Consider the following 20,681-nt stretch of genomic DNA (forward strand, 5'->3'; position numbering starts at 1 on the left):
AGTCTCGACGCTATCGCCACGCCCCCGGCAAAGCCTTGTAACAAGTTCGGGAACTGCCTGATACGCGCCACGGACTGGTTTTATTTCTTGTTTTTAAAATATTGTTTGAATAGTAACCGCGTTCAACGCGCTTCGCCAGCCATGGATGTAGAGCGGTTTCACCCCTTGTAACGATTTGCCGGTTGCTGGGCGGCGGCGCCAGAAAATCCCTTCAGCTAGCGTCCGCAGGCCCGTTTATACGGGCTTTTCATAGCATGGCGCAGTGTCACTACTTGCTTTCGCCGGGCCGCCCCGGTATAAAAAATCAAATTATTTTTTAAAACAATATTTCCCACGTGGAACCTTTCATGGTCGCGAAGAAACTCAGCGCTCCAAACGTTACCAAGACTCGACTGCTGGATGCGACAGAGGCTCTCTTCATCAAATACGGCTATGACGCCGTGTTGCTCCGGCAGATTACCGAGCGCGCCCAGGTGAACCTGGCCGCCGTGAACTACCACTTCGGGGACAAGGACTCCCTGATGAAAACCCTGCTGATGCAACGCCTGGAGCCGCTCAACGAGCAGCGCCTGGAACTGCTCGCGCGCTGCGAAGCCGAGGCCGATGGCCCGCTCGACTGCGACACCCTGCTGGGCGTGCTGTTCGCTCCGGCCATGGGCCTGGAGCGCAGTGACCCGGCCAGTGGGGAAGGGCGATCATTTATCCGTTTCCTGGGCCGGGTCTACAGCGACACCTCGCCGTTTATCCAGGAATACCTCAAGGTGCATTACCAGCCGGTGTTCCAGCGCTTCTTCGAAGCCTTCGCCCTGGCCCTGCCGGATCTGCCACGCAATGAGCTGGGCGTGCGCCTGCAATTTGCCCTCAAGGCGATTTCCGGGGTAATGGCCGGCACCGAGCTGCGCCTGCTGATGAACTCCATGAGCCTGGGCCGCCCGGCCACGGACGCCGAGGTCATGGCCAAGCTGATCACCCTGGTCTCGGCCGCGATTCGCGTACCGCAGCAAAGCCCCGAAGCGGAAACGGCATTGGCCAAGGTGCTCGACACCCAGCGCGCCATTCGCGAACAAGCCGCAACGCCTGCCACCAAAGCCGCGCGTTAAAAGCCCAAATCCAAGACAAAAAAAACCCGCTGGGGCGGCGGGTTTTGATGTGCAACGTTTGTAACGGATGAGGCTTCACCCTACGGCTGTGGATGTGAATAAATCGTGAAAAAAATGTGAGAAAAAGGCTGGGGTCGAGAGTTTTACAAAAACTTCGGTATTTGTCGGACTTTTACTGCACGCCCACCGTTCGTCGCCACTGTCAGTTCTGACAGTAGCCCCCACCACTGCCTCAAGCGCCTTATTTACCTTGCCTGTCGCGCTGCCCCTGCGCGTCCCTAATCCAGCAAGGTGATGGTTATGTCTACTCCTCCAGATAGCTTTGAAAGGCTCAATGATGCCCCCTACCCGGCAGAACCCGGAGTAGACCTGAGCAAGGCGAAGTATAAGGAAATTGCCTCTAAAGGCTTAGGGCGTGATGAAATACTGCCCATCTGTTATTGGGCTTTTGAGCCTTGGAGAGAATGGAAGTCGCTTGACCGCTGTATTGTTCAGTTGGGTCTACCTAACCCAGTGACGGCCGACGCACTCACCGTGGATAGACAAGATCGATATCATGTCGGGTTCGATGGGTACAAAATTCCCAACGGAAACCTAAGATTTTTCGGGCAGGTTTTTCGAGCGGGTTCGCAGCAAGAAGTTCGTTCGGACGAAGGTTTGATTTTCTGCAAAAAGAGTATACCGGGCGGCAATGATCCCAACCCCGAGGAACCGTGGCATAGCGGTTTGTTGATGAAGGTTATAAAGGTGCTGGAAGACGGAAGCATCAAAGACTTTCCGGAAGGCAGCGTTATCGATAAAACAATGGCTGAGGCTGGCCTTTGGGTCTGGGTTTATCCGTATTCGGACATCCGCCAAAATGACATTAATAAATTTCATTTCGGTACGTTTTCGTATGAGCATACGGTCAGTCCTCAAGAGGCGTCCGAAAAAGGCGGCTACGCCGTGTTAGTCCCCTACAAAGGCTACTTGGAAAAACTTCCAGAGCGCGGAATTTTCACTATTCGCATGGGCGTGAAGGATGTAGTGGGGAATGAGCCTCTGGGGGCGTACACACTTTCCAAACCCTATATGTTGCGCAGCGAAATAGATCCAACCTTACTCAACGCCCCACGCGTGGTTAAGGACGGTGATAACGTTACTATCGTTGATCTCGATTTTCTATTTGATGCCGAAGTTACAGTGTTGATTAAGCCCCCCACGTCAGAGTCGGCACCCAGACCACTCAACAAAATCGTATTGGCTGTGGAAGCTTTTCCAGAGGGCGGCTCATCCGTCACTACGTATTTCGACCCCATCACTGACAGAAATTATGGATCAGAGACGATCCCGCTCCCTGGTAAATTTTTCCACGACATAGGGCGCGGCACGGTACGCCTATGGTGGAAGTGGACGACGTCTACAGGTGTATTCCTCAAAGAGTCGGGCAGTTATTTGGTTCATATAACCGGCACACCGACACGGATGCCAGCACTGAAACTTCTCCACCCATTTAACGCTGGGCTGATTTCATCGGGGTTGAATGGAGTCGCTGAGGTCCCTCGATACACCCCTTATTCAGCAAATAACATTGAGCGTATAAAAGCCAGGAAAAAAGTCGACCAAAATGGTGCGAAATTAGTCATCTTGAGCCAACAGACAGCCGGTCTGGAGGGGGGAACATCGGTCTTGCCAGCAAACCTCTTAAAGCAGTTCGACGGCCTGGGGAAGTTTGATATTTTTCTAGAAGTGACAATGAAGGATGATGGTAGCCGTCGTCAATCAGAGAGTGTAGTCGCCGAGGTGGGTAAGGCGGTTCCAGTATTGCCTGAAGTGTATATTAAAGAGGCCAAAAAATACTACGGTAACTGGAACCTGGATTTGAAGGATTTGAATGGTTATTCAGTAGGGGTGTACTTTAATTACGCCGATACGAAAGCCGGGGACACGATAGTCCTTACCGTTGCAGGGGATTCGCCGAGAAACTTTCTTCAAGTTGAAATTGATATTTTTGAGGATATTGCAGGTGCGGCCTTGCTGGAACTTGAGACGCCCATTGATCAGGCGTTTATTGAGCTTAACGTAGGCAAGAACCTCGATATCTATTATAGCGTGATGAGCCCAGGGGCACCGCCCGTCACCCTGCGCTCGGAAGTGCTCAAGCTCAGTATCGGTGAACCGGTGAACCTCGAAAGTTTTAAACTGCTTGAGGCGAACGCCACCGCTATGACGATTAACCCGGTGGCTGTCATCAACGGGGCGAATGGCGAGGTGAGGTACTCGAAGGCTGCAAAAGGTGACCGCCTTCTTATTTCTTGGCTTGGGCAGCATGGCATCAGCCAGCATCAGCAGGAAATAACGGTTGATCCGAAGGTCGGTGTCTTCACATTCAAAATTCCGGTTGAAGTGATTACCCTGGCAGTGCGACCTGATGGCAATAATATCCTGTTGAATTGCACGTTGCTTCGCGGCGCATTCAGCTACGCATTTGAGCCTTTGCAGTTATTGCTGCTGCCTCTCGATGTACTGCCCAGGCCGTATATCAGCAATTACGCACATACCACGGTGCTGCCGGTCTACGAACTGGATGCGCCTCGCTGGATTATTGATATATGGAAATTTGCCAGCGTAGGTCAGTTCATGTTCATGACGATCACTGGAGAATTCGCTGATGGTGGACTTTACGAAAATAAAATTTTTACGCCGAATGAGGTCATCGCAGAGCACGTTGCCAAGGGCATCTCCGTTCCCTTGGCAATGGATAAAATACGTCTGCTTAAGGACGGCTCACCGTTAAAAGTTTCGTTCTCGGTCAGTTTTGTAAAAATTCCTCTTATGCAAACGGCCGTGCCTTTTGGCGAAACAGTCTATGTGATTCAGCAACTCCCTACAGAGCTGGCCTTTCCCACACTTATTGGTGCTGCCACTGTTGCACAAGAGACCAAAGTTGAACCGTTGTCTATTGAGAAAAATGTCAGCGTTAAAGTTGCATATAAAGGTATGCTCGCCACCGACGAGATCGTGTGCAAATGGATATTGGAAAATGGCTTGGTATTTGAAGAGACAGTTAAAGGTCAGGCAAGTGGTTCGGTATTAGTTGACTTTACCAAGCAGCAATCGTTGCATAATAGTGTCAACAGCAGGGTACAGTTGATGTACTCGGTCAAGCGCGGTGATAAAGTCACGCATTCGATGGTCCAAACGGTAACGGTCAATGCGATCCCAGCAGCCAGTCTTCCGAAGGCAATGGTTAATAATCAGGCTGGTGGAACGGTAATCGATTTGAATACATTTGTCGGTAATACTCGACTCGACTTAGCCAGGATGCCTTTGTGTAAGGCCGGGCAAATGATATGGGTAACCTTTATTGGCGGTGGCCGTTCGGTGGAGGTGGTGCCGGTTCATGAAATCACTGAGGCTGAAGTTACCAGCGGTTTGTTAAATCAGCCGGTATTGCGTGGTGTGTTGACTGCGTTGCCTAATAATACGGTCCTTGATGTAGAGGTCAGGATTGCCTACGACGGCGGCACAGAGAAGTCCCGGGCGTTTGTGTTTCCGTTAGTGCGGTACACCAAGTCTGATTCGTTTACGGCATTGACGACTAGTTTTATTTATGGGCTCGGTCCTTGGTCGCCAGGCGTTAACGCAGATCGACATACGTTCACAGGATCTGGCCTGAATATATGGACTCATGCCGACAGGTCGAATTATGCAGGTGATGTAATTGCCATGTATTCAAACTTTAATGTGGGGCATAGATACCAGGCCTCATTCTATATATTCAATTTCTCTCCGTCGGGAGGGATAAATGTGGATCCGGCTCTGGCGATAAGGGTTGGAGGGGTACAGGTGTCTGGCACGCTGCAACCACCCAAAAATACGTGGTATATGTTCACCGCCGACTTTTCGGTTTCGACGAGTGGAGCGAAAGTTATTGCTTTGTACAATTATCAAAATTCCGGTTGGGGTAACGATTTCATCATTCACTCGGCCTACATCTCTCGCCTGACATGATTGTTCGCCATTGAGTCATCGGGACAGCTCTACCTAACCGTAGTCTGTCCCTTTTTCATTCCCCCCTCAAATCTTCCAATGACTCGCCGTCTTCGCCAACCGCCCCCGCATCGCGTCTACATTCCCCGCCAATTGCAACGTCAACAACCGATACCCATCCAACGCACTCTGCACCGGTGCTTCCAACCCGGCCTCATCCGTCGCGTGCACCGCAGGCCGCTCCAGCCGTTCGGTAAACCCGGACTTCAACGCCCGTGCCATCCCCACCAATTGCACCCGAATCTGCCGATGCTCAGCCTTGAGCATCACCTGCATCCGCGCCATGGCCTGCTCATCACGCGGGTCGGGCCGGGTATTGCCAAGAATCTCCAGGGTGCTGATGCACATGCGCAAATGCCGCTGGATCGCGTCCAGCTCGGTCATGGAGATGCGCACCTCCTTGGACACCGACGGCATCAGCGAGCGCAGTTGCAGCATCGCCGCGTTCAGGCGGTTGAGCAGTTTGAAGTGTTCATCGTCGGTCACCGACTGGCCACTGATGATGCGGCTGTAAATCGCCGCACAATCGCGCAAGGCGCTGGCCAGGTTGTAGCGCCACGAATACACCGCGTAGAGCGGCAGGGCGAAGGAAAACGCCAGTGCCAGCACAATGCCGATAAGGATATCGACGGTGCGCCACAAGCCATCCGAGATCGGGTTGTCGCCGTGGCCGGCGACGATAAACACCGTGATCGCCGACAGCAGTGCGATGTAACCGCCCTTGCCGATGGCGTGATAGGAGAAGAACCCGCACACCACGGACATCAGCAGGTAGGTCAGCAGCGGTAGGCCGAAATAGGCCTGTTGCACCACCAGCAGCAGGCCCACGCTGGCACCGATCAGGGTGCCGTAGGCGCGCTCCACGGCTTTTTTGCCGATATTGCCGTGGTGCTGCAAGCCGCCGATCACGATCAGCATGGTCACCGAGGCCCACTCGCCGTGGGGCAGGTTGATGCCGGTGGTGAGCAGGATGGTCGCCAGCAGGCCGATGGACACGCGCACGGCGTGGATCAGCTTGGCATGGCGGTAGCGGCGGTAGGGGTCGAGCAACGGGCGCAGCAGGCGCCGGGCGAAGAAGGGCAGGTTCATCGGTATTAAAGTGGCCTCGGTAGTCGGGGGGGACCAGATCGAATGTGGGAGCCGGGCTTGCCCGCGATGCAGGCACCTCGGTCTTGTAGCCGGACCGCAGTGATGCTATCGCAGGCAAGCCAGCTCCCACATAGAGCTGTTTATGTCTTTAGAAAATGTAATCCGTGGTCAGGAAACTCGAATCACGGTTGCGCAAAATATCGCTGACCAGCGCCTTGTTGCTCTCCTGGAACTTGGTCGCCACCAACGTGCGGATCGAGAACACGCGCAGCGCGTCATGCACCGACAGCGTGCCCTCGGCCGAGTTCTTGCGCCCGTTGAACGGGAAGGTGTCCGGCCCGCGCTGGCACTGGGCGTTGATGTTGATCCGCCCGACCTGGTTGGCAAAGGTGTCCACCAGCCGGCCGACTTCCACCGCATTGGTGCCGAAAATGCTCAACTGCTGGCCGAAGTCCGAGTCCAGCACGTAGTCGATCACCGTTTCCAGGTCACGGTACGGCACGATCGGCACAACGGGGCCGAACTGCTCCTCGTTATACACACGCATCTGCGGGTTCACCGGGTACAACACGGCGGGGTAGAAGAACGAGCCGCGACTTTCGCCGCCATTCGGGTTTACCACCTTGGCGCCGTACTGCGCGGCATCGGCCACCAGCGCTTTGAGGTAGTCGACCTTGCCGACTTCCGGCAACGGCGTCAGCGACACACCGTCTTCCCACGGCATGCCGGGTTTGAGCGTGGCCAGTTTGCTGTTGAATTTCTGGATGAAGCTGTCGACTACCTCTTCGTGCACAAACAGGATCTTCAGCGCGGTGCAGCGTTGGCCGTTGAACGACAGGGCGCCGGTGACCGCTTCGCTCACGGCATTGTCGAGGTCAACCTCGGGCAGCACGATGCCGGGGTTTTTCGCGTCCAGGCCCAGGGCTGCGCGCAGGCGGTGCGGCTTGGGGTGCAGTTTTTTCAGGTCGCTGGCGGCCTTGTTGGTGCCGATAAACGCAAAGATATCGATCTTGCCGCTGGCCATCAGCGCGCTGACGGTTTCACGGCCGCTGCCGTAGATCACGTTGATCACGCCGGCCGGGAAGCTGTCGCGGAACGCTTCCAGCAATGGGCGAATCAACAGCACACCGAGCTTGGCCGGCTTGAACACCACGGTGTTGCCCATGATCAGTGCGGGGATCAGTGTGGTAAAGGTTTCGTTGAGCGGGTAGTTATAAGGGCCCATGCACAGCGCCACGCCCAATGGCACGCGACGGATCTGGCCAAGGGTGTCCTGTTCCAGCTCGAAGCGGCTGGAGCGGCGGTCGAGTTCCTTGAGGGCGTTGATGGTGTCGGTGATGTAGTCGCAGGTGCGGTCGAATTCTTTCTGCGAGTCCTTGAGGTTCTTGCCGATCTCCCACATCAGCAGCTTGACCACCGCGTCGCGCCGTTCGCGCATGCGCCGCAAAAAGGCTTCGACATGCTGGATACGTTCGGCCACGCGCATCGTCGGCCATTCACCCTGGCCACGGTCGTAGGCGCGCACGGCGGCGTCGAGGGCGGTGAGGGCGGTCTCGGCATCCAGCAACGGCGTGCTGCCGATGTGCACGCGCTCATCGCCCAGTTGCACCGGGCTTTGTACCTTGGCCAACGGGCCGTTCCACACCTGCAACTGGCCGTCGACCAGGTAATCACGCTGTTCAATGGACGCAGCCAGGCGGAATTGCTCGGGAATGTCGTTGGCGGCGGTGGGAAACAGCTGGGCGAGCAGGTTACTGGTGGTCATGTCGCTACCCCTGGAATAGTTGCAAAACATGACTAGAGAGTCACCCATCCAAGGGCTGTGTGGCAAGCGCCAGACGCGTTACAGCAGCGCGCCGGCCAGCGCCACGCCCAAGGCTGCGCCGATCTGTCGCGCTGTATTGAGGGTGCCGGCGGCGATTCCGGCCTGTCCTGGCGGCACTGCATTCATCAACGCGGCCGTGGCGGCGGGGGTGATCAGCCCGGCAGCCAGGCCAATCAGCGGCATGGGCACCACAATCAAGGCGTAGTCGGGCGTCGTGCCGCCCATCAGCAACAGGCCGAAACCAGTCACGTAGAGCATCAGGGCGCCACTGATCAGCCAGCGGCTGCCAAAGGCGCGCACGAACTCGCCGGCCATCAGGCTGCCGATGCTCACCAGCACCGTCAGCGGCAGGAACGCCACGCCGGTGCGCAGCGGCGAGAGCCCCAAGGTCCGCTGGAAATACAGGCTGAGTACAAACATCAGGCCATACAGCAGCAGTGCCGACAGCAGTGACACGGCCACACACAGGCTGAACACGCGGCTGCCAAACAGCTGCACGGTGAGGCGCAACCAGCCGGCGGCCCGGGGCTGAATTGCACTGGCGGCAAGGCGCGCGCTGAGGCCTACGGCGATCAGCCCCAACGGCAGGTTGACCAGGAAGATACTGCGCCAGCCCAGCATCTCGATCAGCACCCCACCCACCAGCGGCCCGGCGGCCATGGCGATGCCGCCGCACCCGGCCCACAGGCTGATGGCTGTCGTGCGGCCAGCGGGGTTGCCTGCATACGCCTGATTGATCAGCGCCAGAGACGCCGGCACCAGCAACGCTGCGCCGACACCTTGCAGCACCCGCGCGGCCACCAGCAGGCTCATATTGCTGGCTACGCCACACAGCAGTGAGGCCAGGGTAAACACCAAAAGGCCGGTCATATACAGCCTGCGCGCCCCAAAGCGATCCGCCATCGCACCGCCGGCCAGCAGCAGGCAGCCAAAGGTCAAGGTGTAGGCGCTGACCACCCATTGCAGTGCGCTGGTGTTGCTGTGCAGGGCTGTCGCGATGGGGGCCAGCGCCACATTGACGATGGACGTATCGAGGATCACCAGTACATAGCTGAGGCTGGTGGCGGCCAGCACCTTTGGTTGTGGCATGCACATCTTCCTTGAAAAGACACGGGCAGCGAATCTAGCGTGCGGCACGCTGCAGATGCTTCGGTGGTGATCGAAGCATGCTCGCCTGCGTCACGCTTATACTGCGCAGGTCCCGTTGGAGAGCCGCCATGTCGAACCCATCCACCTTTACCGAGGTTGCCGCACTGCTCGCCGAGCCTGCCCGCGCGGCGATGCTGCTGGCGTTGTTCGACGGGCGTGCGTTGCCGGCCGGCGAGCTGGCTTTTGCCGCCAGCATCACCGCGCAGACCGCCAGTACTCACTTGGCCAAATTGGTTGCCGGTGGTTTGCTCGTCTGCCAAACCCAGGGCCGGCATCGCTATTACCGCCTGGCCGGGGAGCATGTGGCCCAGGCGATCGAGTTTCTCAGTGCGATTGCGCCGTTGTCGGCGATCGTGCTCAAACCCCAGAGTCGCGAGGCCCAAGGGCTACGGTTTGCGCGCTGCTGCTACAACCATCTGGCCGGGCAGTTGGGCGTCGCGGTGACCCAGGCGCTGGAAAAACGCCACTACCTGCGCGCTATCGATGATAAACACTATGAAGTGCTGCCCGCAGGTGCCGCCTGGTTGCAAACCCTGGGCATCGATTCAAGCGCGTTGAAACCTACGCGCCAATGCCTGGACTGGACCGAACGCACCCATCACGTGGCCGGCCCGCTCGGCGTGCAATTGCTCAGTGCCTTGTGTGAAGCCGGCTGGTTGCGGCGCGCCAAGGATTCGCGTGCGGTGCGGGTCACGCCCAAGGGCTGGGCACAGTTCAAGGCGCAATTGGGCCTGGAACCGCGTGATCTGGAAAACCTTGAGCAAAAGCGTGCGCTGGCCGGTTAAACTGCGCGGCTTTTCAGAAGGAGTTCACATGAGTCACTACCAGCCGGGCATTCTTGCCGCACCGGTGCCGTTGCAGGCACGCCATCTGTTTTTTGCCGTCGATGTATTGGCCGCCGTACCCGCCGCGTTGGACGCGCTGGTGCAGTGGGCGGACGCGGGCGCAGTGGTTGGTTTTGGCGAGCCGCTGGTAACTTCGCTCGGCGCGCACATCGAAGGGCTGCGCGCATTCCCCACGGTCACGGGCCCAGGCGCCCATAACCCGTCCACCCAGCAGGCGTTGTGGGTGTGGCTGCACGGTGTGGATCGCGGTGAACTGCTGCTGCGCAGCCGCGCAGTGGAAAAAGCTCTGGCCCCGGCCTTTGGCCTGGTGCAGATGACCGAAGGCTTCCGCTACAAGACCGGCTTCGACCTGACCGATTACGAAGACGGCACCGAAAACCCCCACGACGACGCCGCCGTCGAAACCGCCCTGACCGACAGCGGCGCCAGCTTTGCCGCGATCCAGCAGTGGCAGCACGACCTCGACGGTTTTGCCGCGTTACCCGCCCAGGAACGTGACCACATCATCGGCCGCCGCCATGGCGATAACGAAGAGCTGGACGACGCCCCGGAATCGGCCCACACCAAGCGTACCGCCCAGGAAAGCTTCACACCGGAAGCCTTTGTGGTGCGCCGCTCGATGCCCTGGGCCGAGAACGGCCAGGCGGGGTTGATGTTCCTGGCGTTTGGGCATTCCTTCGATGCGTTTGAAGCGCAACTGCGGCGCATGAGCGGGTTGGAAGATGGGATTGTGGATGGGTTGTATCGGATCAGCACGCCGTTGACCGGTGGGTATTACTGGTGCCCGCCGGTCAAGGAAGGGCATTTGGACTTGAGTGCACTCTGCGTGCCAGCGCACATTTAAAACTGTGGGGCTGGCTTGTGTGGGAGCTCACCGCCATGGGGTTGTGTCAGCTGTTTTGCAGGCCCGCCTGAGTAAATCGAGGCAGCATGGCGGCGCCGCCGCAGTGACGGCAGCCATATACGCCGAGCACCACCGGCTGCTTCACCACCGCTTCGCGATCGAACCAAGTGGGCGCGACGAACCGGTAACCTTGGCCCGCTGCGGTGGCGATGTAGAACGAGTCATCGTCGCCCAGCGCGCGGCGCAGGGTCTTGATCTGTGTGCGCAGGTTGCATTCCTCCACCACCAGCCTGGGCCAGGCGATGTCGAGCAGTTGGTGTTTATGCAGCAGCTCGCCAGGCCTTGAGGCGAGGGCGATCAGCAGGGCCAGGGCGCGACTGCCGAGGTTCACAGGTTGCCCGTGCTTGAGCAGCAGATGACGTTGGGGCAGCAGGTGGAACGGGCCGAAGTGAATCCCCAAAGAGGCGTAATCGGTGAGGTGGCTGCGAGTCGAGTACGTCATGTCAGTTAACCTTTGTGCGTGGAAATCACAGCCCGGCGCGGCTCCTTTTCGCACCGGGCTGCCGGGGAGGGTCAGGTGTTGATCGCCGGGATCGGGTCAGACGGATAATCGCCATCCATCGTCGGGCCACCGGTGAGGCCGTATTGCTGCAGCACAGGCGTCAGTTGCCCGTAGAATGCGTCTTGCGCCTTGCCATGGGCATCGGCCAGGGCGAACGGCAGGAACGCGCTGCCGATACCGCCGAGAATCGCGGTGGCACCGCCAAGGATGCCGCTGATGGTGCCGGCCACCGCGCCGATTTCGGTGGCGCCATACAAACCGGCGCCGGCTTCCACCAGGCCAGCGACGGCCGCACCGGTGCCGAGCACGCCGGTGGCCACCGAGAAACTGCCGCTGAGGTAGTCGCCTTTTTTCAGCGAGTCGACGCCGCCGATAATCCCGATCACACCGCCGATAATGCCGCCGGCCGAACCGATGATCTTGCCCGCCGCGCCGATGTTGGCGATCTGTTGCGGCGACAGCGGGCCTTTGCCCACCGGCACTTTGCCGGGGAAATCACCAATGGTGCCGCCGTCCGGGCGGTTGACCCAGGTCACGCCATAGCCGGCTTCCTTGGCGTATTTGGTCCCGCCTTCGAGCAGCAACCCGGCAAATTGCAGGCCCGCCGATACGCGGTTGGCATCCGCCACCGGGGTGGTGCTGCCGCTGGCCGAACGCGCCATCAGCACGCCGCTCATCAACACGGCGCTGCCGATATGCAGCAGGCCCTGCTTGAACGCCGGGCTGACATCGCCGAACTTCATGCCTTCGATGGCCTTGGGCAAGGCGTCGGCAATCTTGTTGCCCTGGCGGCCGATGTCCCATACCGACCGCAGCATCGACACCACCTGCGCCGGGTCGATCTTGCCGCCGTCGGAGGTGGTGAACATCTCGGGGTCTTTTTGCTGCGCGTCGTTGATCGCAGCCGTGACTTTGGCTTCGTCGAAGTTACCTTTGCCATCGCCAAGCGTAACGTTCAGCGTGTCGGTGGTGGCACCGCCGAGCAACGCATCGCCGAGGTTTTCGTTGAAGTTGACCTGCAAGGTCGCCGCGTCATCCGCCGTGGCCTTGTCACCCAGAAAGGCCTGGGCCGACGCGGTGCTGGCGGCGAAACTGCTGGCCGCCACGGTCGGGTCCAGGCCGCCGGCCACCGCATCGGTGAAGGCTTTGCCGGTCACCAGTTGGTTCTTGTAATAGCTTAGGATCGCGTCGCTCTGGCCTGCATTGGCGGCGATTTTGGTCAGGTCCACATGGCCGTTGCCACCCAGTGCCAGGTTGGCGATGGTCGCATCGTTGGCGGCGTTTTGCAGGCCCATGCCCATGTCGATCTGCTTGCCGTTCTGGTCCTTGGCATTGAGGTTGTCGTTAAGGTTTTTGCCCGACTCGATGCCGCCTTCAACGTAGTTCTGCATCGCGACCTTCATGCTCGGGTCGCTGCTGACGATATCGCTGAGCGCAGGGCCGCGATTGTTCTGCAGGAAGTTCTGTACGTCCGGGTCCGCCGACAACGTTTCGATGCCGCTTTGCAGCTGCGCCTTGATCTTGTCTTCGTTGGGGTTCAGGCCCCAGTTGGGCGAGGTGTACTTGTCCATCAAGCCTGCGTTGCCGACATAGTCGCTGACCAGCAGACGCGTTTGTGCATCGGTCAGTTGCACCATCACCGCGGCTTTTTGTTCACCAGTGTAGTTCTGCGGGTTGGCGAGGATATCGGCGGTAAGCTTGGAGGTGTCCACACCGGCGACGGCATCGCGGGTGGCGGCGCCGTCGAGGAACGTCAGGGTGTCGCTGTCGGTTTTCGGCGCCTGTTTCTCCAGCCAGGCACCGATGTTGTCGCGGGTGCCGAGGTTGTCGGATTTGCCGGTGGCGGGGTTGTCACCGCCGGTTTCCAGGGCGTGGAACATGCCGGGGCGCGACCACATCGCGGCAGCGCCGGTCAGCTCGTTGCTCAAGGCCGAATCACTGCCCAGGGCTTGCAGGTTATCGGGGCGGATCATGCCGTCGTTGCTGCGCTGGTTGTCACCTGGGCGCATGGCGGTGCCGGAACTGGCGACCAGGCTTTCGTTAGCCATCACGATGGCGGCGGACTTGGCGTTGGCCTTGGCCAGGTCGCCTGGGTGGCTGCCCATGAAGCTGGCATAGGACTTCGCCGCCGCGCCTATGTCGCTGTTGGTGTTGCTGATGAAATGGTCGACGTCGGAATGGGTGATCACATTGTCGGCTTTGCCGCGACCACCACTGTCCAGCGCCGCCATCAGGTTCGGGCTGCTGGCTACGTACTTGAGCACGGCCTGGGCTTCGGGCGGCAAGCTGGTCGGCGGGTTGGCAAAGTCGATCGGCGCGCCGTGCAGGCCCCAGGCGTCCCAGTTCTGCGAGAGCAATTGCGCGGCGGCGCGCGGGCGGTTCAGGTCGAGTTCTTCCTTGGTCGGTGTTGCGCTGGTGTTGCCGGTGATGCTGTTCCAGTCCTTGGCGCCGGACACGCCGAACGATGAGTTGTCGATCCACGAGGTGTCCGAGGCGCCTGCCGCACCGGTGGTGCCGGCGTAAAGCTTGGCCACCTGATCGTACAGGGCAGGGGTGATGTCCTGGGACACGATCACCTTGTCGCCGGACGCGGTCTGGTAGCGGATCAACCCAGGCCCGACTTCCTCGGGCGGGCCGATATCAGTGGCCGGGTCGATGCTCTCGTTGGCACCGGCCAGGCGGTAGCCTTCGGCGCCGCTGGCATTGATGGCTGACAGCTTGGTGAAGTCGCCGCTGACCTGATCGAACAGCTGCGGCGTGTCTTTCTGGCTGACCACCACTTTGTCACCCGAGGCGGTTTCATAGCGGATCAAACCCGGGCCCAGTTCAGTCGGGCTGCCGATGGCCTTGTAGTTGCCCAGCCCCGGCGCCACGGTGCTCGCATCGGCCTGGGTGTAGCCGGCCGCTTTACTGTCGCTGAGGTTCTTTTCGAAGCTGGCATCGTTCTGCTGCGCGTTGTACTGGTTGACCAGTGTTTCGTAGAGGCGCGGGTTGTCGATTTGCTTGAGTGTCACCGGCTTGTCGCTGCCCAGCGGTGTGTAGGTGATGCTGTTGTTCACCGGCGCCTGCACGTTTTGATAGGGCAGTGGGATCGACGGGCCACGGATCTTCGACGGGTCGAACGTCGGCTGGTTGACGGCGGTGTACAACGCGGTTTCGAATTTTTTCTGCGAGCCGTCTGTGCCCGGCGTTTGCGCAGGGTCACGACTACTTGGAATCGCTGGCATACATGCTCACCTGGAAGTTGTTTCATATATCAGGGCCTGCACACGGAACATTTAGCTATTAGTGCAACTGTACTAATCGGGCGCAGGAAATTAGTTGCCCGCGAGCATTAAGGCCGCTCGCGCCGAGCTATCAAACGCGATGAGTAAGTCGCTTTTGTTACAAATGGAAATATCTCCCAAGTTGGGCAAAAGGCTATTAGCGAAAAATGTGAAGTCGATACAAAAAACACGCCGAAGTCGTGATGGGCCACGTGTTCAGTCGGTATGAATTCGTCAAATTTTGTTCAATAACTTTTCAGATTGTGCGCGCAAAGCCAAGGAAATAAGGGCTTTGGCCCTGTTTGAGTTTTTTGCTAAAAGTTCCACGGGCGAACGCGCATGAGTTTTTCTCAATGCCGGGTTGAGCCAAACATTTCACACCCGGTAGCCGAAACGTTTCACAAGCTTTCACAGCGAAGGCGTTTTGATCGTGAGTAGTATGGCCCCATGCAAACCAACGACGGTTCGAAAGCTCACTGTCTGACGTTTTGGGCATTTACCGGGTTTGCATACTTTCAGCTTGCTGTTGCGCAACTGAATAACTTCCCTATCGATGCAAGGAGATGAACATGGCTGATGTCCCACCAGTAAAAGCCGGCGGCGCCGACGACGCTATCGCGAAGATGGAAGCGACCTTCAACATGGCTATCGAGAAGTCGGCCAAGATCACCGAAATCAGCACCGCGAAAAAAGCTGAGCTCGACGCCACCAAACAGCGTCCGCAGAACTGATTTGCCAAACGGGCGGCGCCGGCGCTGCCCGTTTACCTTCTGATTCTTGACCCCGTTGCACATTTTCAAGGGGGCAAACCCACACATGACAGCCTTGATTTCTTTGGGGCCGGTGGCCGCGACTGGCGCACCGACCCTCACTGTGACCGCCGGTTTGCACCAGGGCAGTTCCCTGGTGCTCGATCAGCCTGTCTACACCATTGGCGCGGACCTCGCGGCCGACCTTGTGCTCAGCGACCCCGGTATCGCCGGCCTGCACCTGCGCCTGCGTTTTGAGGGCGGCCACGTGGCGGTCGAAGCCTTGGGCGGTGAAGTGCTGGTTAACGGCACCATGGGAATTCCCCAGGGCAGTGGCCATCGCGCGCGACTGCCTTTGCAGCTGCGCATCGGCGCCGCCGGTGTGAGCCTGGCACTGCCTGAAGAGGCTGAACAACCCTCCCATGCCCCGCGCACATTAACCCCTTGGATTGTTGCGCTCGGTCTGCTGTTCATCTGTGCAGGGGCACTGGCCTTTCGCAGTGACCCGCCTTTGTCGCAGGCGGTGGCAGCGGTTGATGTGCCGGCGATTAAACAGCCGTCCCGCGAACAGGCCAAGACCTGGTTGGAGCAACAGTTGCGAGCCGCCCATCTGGATGCGGTGAGCGTCACCAATAGCAACGGCCAGCTCAGCGCCGAGGGCAGTTTCGAGCAGTCACAAAAGCCCCAATGGCTGGCCCTGCAACAAGCCTTCGACCAGCGTTACGGCCAGCAGATCGTGCTCAGCCCCCGGGTTGCCGTGCGTGCCGATGCCGCGCGCCCACGTGTGCGCTTCCAGGCCGTGTGGTTCGGCACCCACCCCTATGTGATCAATGACAGCGGCAAGCGCCTGTACCCCGGCGCGGCGCTGGCGGACAACTGGGTGCTGGAACGCATCGAGAACAACCAAGTGATCCTCGCCCGTGGCGATGAGCGCTTTACCTTCACCTTATGAGTCGGTCTATGGCATGTACGCAATCCAACGGTGGGAGCTGGCTTGCCTGCGATGACGTCGGTACAGGCTGCATCTTTATTGCTGGGTCCACCGCTATCGCAGGCAAGCCAGCTCCCACCTTTGACCGCGACCTATCCTGCAAACAGGCCCAGGCATGAAAGTCGAACCCCGTCCGTTAATTCCCAGTGATGTGCGCAGCGCGCCCATCGAAGCCATTCGCCCGGTCAATTCACGCCAGGCCACTGCGTTCGAGGCGGTACTCAAGACCCGCAAGACCCAGACCCGCCGCTCGCTGCGCAGCGACCTCGAAGCCCTCACCAGCGCCGCCGGGGTGGACTCCCTGCTGTTCGGCAGCGCCCGTTCCCTGGAACTGTTGGAGCATGTGATGGAGCACATTCTGCCGAGCCTGGACGCCGAGCCCGAGATCAAGGCGCTGGCCCATGACCTGATCAGCGAAGAGATCGAGATGCGCCGCAACCTCGAACAGCAGCGCTCAGAGGTGCATGCCTGATGGCCCGCGATAACGAGGACGCCGTGCAATTGCTCAAGGGCATTGGTGAGTTGTACCGGCGCAATGGCCAGTCCCAGCGCGCCCTGGTGATGTTGCTGATTGCCGTCAGCGTCGCGCCCCACGACCGCGTGCTGTTGCGCGCGTTGGTCTTGGCGTTCACCGACAGTGGCGATGCCACCCGGGCACTCGGCGCCCTCGACCGCCTGGTGGCGCTGGAAGGCGAGTCCGCCAGCCTGTTGCTACTGCGCGCGCGTGCGCTGTGGTACGGCGAGCGCAAGGACGAAGCGCGCCAGTGCTTCAAACGCTACTTAGCCGCACGCAGGGCCAACCCATGAGTCTACTCAATCGCCTGAACAACGTGGCGCGCATGGCCGCGCAGCGCACCGATGTGATCATCGTCGCGTTCATGCTGATGGCGATTGTGATGATGATCATCCCGCTGCCCACCTACCTGGTGGACATGCTGATCGGCCTCAATATTGCCCTGAGCATCCTGATCCTGATCGTGGCGTTCTACATCGGCCACTCCGTGGAGTTCTCTGCGCTGCCGCCGCTGATTCTGCTCAGCACCTTGTTTCGCCTGTCGCTGTCGATCACCACCACGCGCCTGATTCTGCTGCACGGTGACGCCGGGCATATCGTCAAGGCGTTCGGTGACTTCGTGATCGCCGGGCAAGTGGTGGTCGGCATGGTGGTGTTTCTGATCATCACCGTGGCGCAGTTTGTGGTGATCACCAAGGGCGCCGAGCGCGTCGCCGAGGTGGCGGCGCGTTTCACCCTGGACGCCATGCCCGGCAAGCAGATGAGCATCGACAACGACTTGCGCAATGGCGATATCGACCAGGCCGAAGCGCGCCGTCGGCGCTCGCGCCTGGAGCGCGAAAGCCAGATGTTCGGCGCAATGGACGGCGCGATGAAGTTTGTCAAAGGCGACGCCATCGCAGGGCTGGTGATCCTCGCGGTCAACCTGCTGGGCGGCATGCTGATCGGCATGATCGAACGCGACATGCCGTTCGGCGTGGCGGTGCACACCTATTCGCTGCTGACCGTGGGTGACGGCCTGATCGCGCAGATCCCGGCGCTGTTGATTTCGGTGGCGGCGGGCACTGTCGTGACGCGGGTCAACAGCGACGGCGAGGCCGGCGACCTGGGCAGCGAGATCATCAAGCAACTGGGCGCCAGCTACCGCGCACTGGGCCTGACGGCGTTGATCATGCTCGGCGTGAGCCTGTTGCCAGGCTTCCCGACCTGGGTATTTATCGGCTTGTCCCTGGCCTTTGGCGGTGCAGCCTTGCTGATGTATCGCCGCCACACCCGTCAACCCCAGGCTGAACTCGAAGCGCTGGTCGAGGAGGTGCCGCCGGTGGTCGAGGTTCAGGCCGAACTGGATGACAACCTGCTGCCCGACAGCCGTGTGCTGCTGACCCTTGGCAGCGGCGTCTCCCAGAGTGCGCCGCGCCAGATGCTGCGCCAGCGTGTCGAAGCACTGTGTCACGACATTCGCACCGAGCTTGGCGTGGATGTACCGGTGCCAGGCATTTACATGGAAGCCAAGGTCGCGCCGGGCAGTTTCCGCGTGTCGCTGGAAGGCGTGCCGGTGAGCGAGGGCGAACTGCCGATCAACTGCCTGTTGTTGCAGGACGACCCGGTGCATGTGCAGTTGCTCGATATCGCCACCGTGCAAGCCGATTCACCGCTTAACGGCCGCACTGCGCACTGGATCGAACGTCAGCATGAAGACGCGTTGCGCAACGCCGGCATCGGCTTTTTGCTGCCTGACGAAGTGCTGCGCGGTGTGCTGGAACGCAGCCTGCGCCGCTATGCCGCGGACTTCCTCGGCATCCAGGAAACCCGCCTGTTGCTCGAACGCACCGAAGCCACGTACGGCGAGCTGGTCAAAGAGGCCCTGCGCCTGGTGCCGCTGCAACGCGTGGCCGAAACCCTGCGCCTGTTGGTCGGCGAAGGCGTGTCGATCCGCAACCAGCGCGCCTTGCTCGAGGCCATGGTGGAGTGGGGCGCGCGTGAAACCGACGCCGGGCGCCTGGCCGAGCATTTGCGTGCCGCGCTGGCGCGCCAGATCAGTCATCAATACGCCGACCGCAACCGGGTAATCGGCGCACTGGTACTGGCACCGGGCCTGGAAGACCAGCTGCGTGCGTCCTTGCGTCGCCAGGAGCCGCAGCGTGAGTTGATCCCCGAAGAAGTCAGCCGCGCCTTGCTCGCGCAACTGCGCCAGGCCTGCGAGCACACCCGTGAGGCCAACAGCGCCGTGTTGCTGGTGCACCCGGAACTGCGCCGCAGCTTGCGTCGCCTGGTGCTGCGCGGCGAGTTGGAGCTGGCGGTGCTGTCGTTCCGCGAGTTGGCCACCGAGTACAACCTGCAAGCGCTGGTGACCATCAGCCTCACCGATATTTCCAATCGCCGCGCGCCTGCTGCGGCTTCCGTCACCCCCCTGGCGTCTGCCTCATGATGCGTTTTTGTGTGTTGTTGCTCACTTTGGTTGCGTGTGCCAGTCAGGCCCAGGACATTGGCCGAGGCGCTGGCGGCTCGATCAACCTGGCGTCCGGTGAAGGGCGCATTCTGCATTTCGTTGCGCCGGTGGATTCGGTGCTGGTGGCCGAACCCAATGTGGCCGACCTGCAAGTGGTGTCGCCCGGCACGATCTATATCTTCGGCAAGGCGCCGGGCAACACCAGCCTGATCGCCCTGGGCAACGACGGCAAACAACTGGCCAGCCTGACGCTTTCGGTCAGCAGTGACAGCCAGGCGGTGACCACGCCGTTGCAGACGCTGCACCCCGGCAATGGCGCGCAGATCAGCGGCGCGGGCAACCGCCTGATCGCCAAGGGCACGCTCGGTTCGGTGGCCGAAGCCACCGACCTCAATGCGCTGCTCAACCCTCAGGGCCAAGGCTTCCAGAGCGCGATCAACACCACCGAATATGCCGGCGCCGCCCAGGTCAACCTGCGGGTGCGCTTTGCCGAAGTGTCGCGTTCCGAGCTGCTGCACTACGGCGTGAACTGGAACGCGATGTTCAATAACGGCACGTTTTCCTTCGGCCTGATCACCGGCGGCCCATTGGCGGCGGCGACGGCCGGTGGCCTGGCGACAGCGGGCACCGGCTCCGGCAATGTGAATATCGACGGCATGCTCGATGCGCTCCAAGCCAATGGCATCTTGCAGATCCTGGCCGAGCCGAATATCACCGCCATGACCGGCCAGACCGCGAGTTTTCTCGCCGGTGGCGAAGTAGCGATCCCAGTGCCGGTCAACCGCGACCTGGTGGGCATCGAATACAAATCCTTCGGCGTGTCGCTGCTGTTCAACCCGACCTTGCTGCCTAACGGGCGCATCGCCCTGCAAGTGCGCCCGGAAGTCAGCAGCGTGGTCAGCGGCGGCACGGTGGATTTCGGCAACTTCCATGTGCCGTCCTTCAGCGTGCGCCGCGCCGATACGCGGGTGGAAGTCGGCAGCGGGCAGACGTTCGCCATTGCCGGGCTGTTCCAGCGTGAGAGCAGCCAGGACATCGAAAAGCTGCCATTGCTGGGCGACCTGCCGATCCTCGGCAACCTGTTTCGCTCCAAGCGCTTCCAACGCAATGAAACCGAACTGGTGATCCTGATTACGCCGTACCTGGTTGAGCCGGTACGCGGTCGCGGTCTTGCCACGCCCCTGGACGCCTTACCGACGACCGCCGCAGCCAGCGGACCGCGCAGCGGTGGGGTGTTCGGTTTTTACATGAATTGACTAAGGGGCC

General features: G+C 60.0%; 15 protein-coding genes. 10 read left to right on the forward strand and 5 right to left on the reverse strand.

The window, feature by feature from the left end; genetic code table 11:
• Positions 1-347: 347 nt before the first annotated feature.
• Both FFI16_RS08480 and FFI16_RS08485 read left to right on the forward strand, forming a co-directional pair.
• Complete coding sequence (locus tag FFI16_RS08480) at positions 348-1,100, forward strand: TetR/AcrR family transcriptional regulator (RefSeq protein ID WP_138814896.1); 753 nt, start codon at positions 348-350, stop codon at positions 1,098-1,100.
• Between the two features lie 300 nt (positions 1,101-1,400).
• The gene (locus FFI16_RS08485) at positions 1,401-5,093 is read left to right on the forward strand and encodes a hypothetical protein (RefSeq protein WP_138814897.1); all 3,693 of its coding nucleotides are present in this window, start codon (positions 1,401-1,403) and stop codon (positions 5,091-5,093) included.
• Positions 5,094-5,159: 66 nt separating this feature from the next.
• Here the strand turns inward: FFI16_RS08485 and FFI16_RS08490 are convergent, their stop codons facing one another.
• From FFI16_RS08490 to FFI16_RS08500, 3 genes are all read right to left on the reverse strand, one after another.
• The gene (locus tag FFI16_RS08490; protein WP_138814898.1) at positions 5,160-6,221 is read right to left on the reverse strand and encodes an FUSC family protein; all 1,062 of its coding nucleotides are present in this window, start codon (positions 6,219-6,221) and stop codon (positions 5,160-5,162) included.
• Between the two features lie 148 nt (positions 6,222-6,369).
• Positions 6,370-7,986, reverse strand: a complete 1,617-nt coding sequence (locus FFI16_RS08495; RefSeq protein WP_138814899.1) for an NADP-dependent glyceraldehyde-3-phosphate dehydrogenase — start codon at positions 7,984-7,986, stop codon at positions 6,370-6,372.
• Between the two features lie 78 nt (positions 7,987-8,064).
• Positions 8,065-9,135: an MFS transporter gene (locus FFI16_RS08500; protein WP_178112652.1), complete on the reverse strand. Its 1,071-nt coding sequence runs from the start codon at positions 9,133-9,135 to the stop codon at positions 8,065-8,067.
• Positions 9,136-9,263: 128 nt separating this feature from the next.
• Between FFI16_RS08500 and FFI16_RS08505 the strand changes: the two genes are divergently transcribed.
• Together FFI16_RS08505 and FFI16_RS08510 are read left to right on the forward strand one after the other, a co-directional pair.
• Entirely contained in the window at positions 9,264-9,980 is a 717-nt protein-coding gene (locus tag FFI16_RS08505) for a helix-turn-helix transcriptional regulator (protein ID WP_138814901.1), read from the forward strand.
• 28 nt (positions 9,981-10,008) lie between these two features.
• Positions 10,009-10,884 carry a Dyp-type peroxidase gene (locus FFI16_RS08510; protein WP_138814902.1) on the forward strand — a complete coding sequence of 292 codons (876 nt, stop codon included), beginning with the start codon at positions 10,009-10,011 and terminating at the stop codon, positions 10,882-10,884.
• Positions 10,885-10,930: 46 nt separating this feature from the next.
• Here FFI16_RS08510 and FFI16_RS08515 read toward each other — a convergent pair whose 3' ends face one another.
• Positions 10,931-11,386 (reverse strand): winged helix-turn-helix domain-containing protein, encoded by a 456-nt coding sequence (locus tag FFI16_RS08515; protein WP_138814903.1) that lies wholly within the window; start codon positions 11,384-11,386, stop codon positions 10,931-10,933.
• A gap of 71 nt (positions 11,387-11,457) precedes the next feature.
• Complete coding sequence (locus FFI16_RS08520; RefSeq protein ID WP_138814904.1) at positions 11,458-14,673, reverse strand: type III effector HrpK domain-containing protein; 3,216 nt, start codon at positions 14,671-14,673, stop codon at positions 11,458-11,460.
• 608 nt (positions 14,674-15,281) lie between these two features.
• Here FFI16_RS08520 and FFI16_RS30445 point away from each other — a divergent pair.
• From FFI16_RS30445 to FFI16_RS08545, 6 genes are all read left to right on the forward strand, one after another.
• Positions 15,282-15,443 (forward strand): hypothetical protein, encoded by a 162-nt coding sequence (locus tag FFI16_RS30445; RefSeq protein WP_016969018.1) that lies wholly within the window; start codon positions 15,282-15,284, stop codon positions 15,441-15,443.
• Between the two features lie 85 nt (positions 15,444-15,528).
• On the forward strand, positions 15,529-16,413 hold the full coding sequence (locus tag FFI16_RS08525) for an FHA domain-containing protein (protein WP_138814905.1): 885 nt from the start codon (positions 15,529-15,531) through the stop codon (positions 16,411-16,413).
• 154 nt (positions 16,414-16,567) lie between these two features.
• Entirely contained in the window at positions 16,568-16,924 is a 357-nt protein-coding gene (locus FFI16_RS08530) for a hypothetical protein (protein WP_138814906.1), read from the forward strand.
• Entirely contained in the window at positions 16,924-17,259 is a 336-nt protein-coding gene (locus tag FFI16_RS08535; protein ID WP_138814907.1) for a lipopolysaccharide assembly protein LapB, read from the forward strand. The genes FFI16_RS08530 and FFI16_RS08535 overlap by 1 nt, the downstream gene beginning before the upstream one ends.
• Positions 17,256-19,394: a type III secretion system export apparatus subunit SctV gene (sctV, locus tag FFI16_RS08540; protein WP_138814908.1), complete on the forward strand. Its 2,139-nt coding sequence runs from the start codon at positions 17,256-17,258 to the stop codon at positions 19,392-19,394. Before FFI16_RS08535 ends, sctV begins: the two co-directional genes overlap by 4 nt.
• Positions 19,391-20,671 carry a type II and III secretion system protein family protein gene (locus tag FFI16_RS08545; RefSeq protein ID WP_138814909.1) on the forward strand — a complete coding sequence of 427 codons (1,281 nt, stop codon included), beginning with the start codon at positions 19,391-19,393 and terminating at the stop codon, positions 20,669-20,671. Before sctV ends, FFI16_RS08545 begins: the two co-directional genes overlap by 4 nt.
• The last annotated feature ends 10 nt before the right edge of the window (positions 20,672-20,681 follow it).

The sequence above is a fragment of the Pseudomonas sp. KBS0710 genome, from assembly GCF_005938045.2.
In the GTDB taxonomy this organism is placed as follows: Bacteria; Pseudomonadota; Gammaproteobacteria; order Pseudomonadales; family Pseudomonadaceae; genus Aquipseudomonas.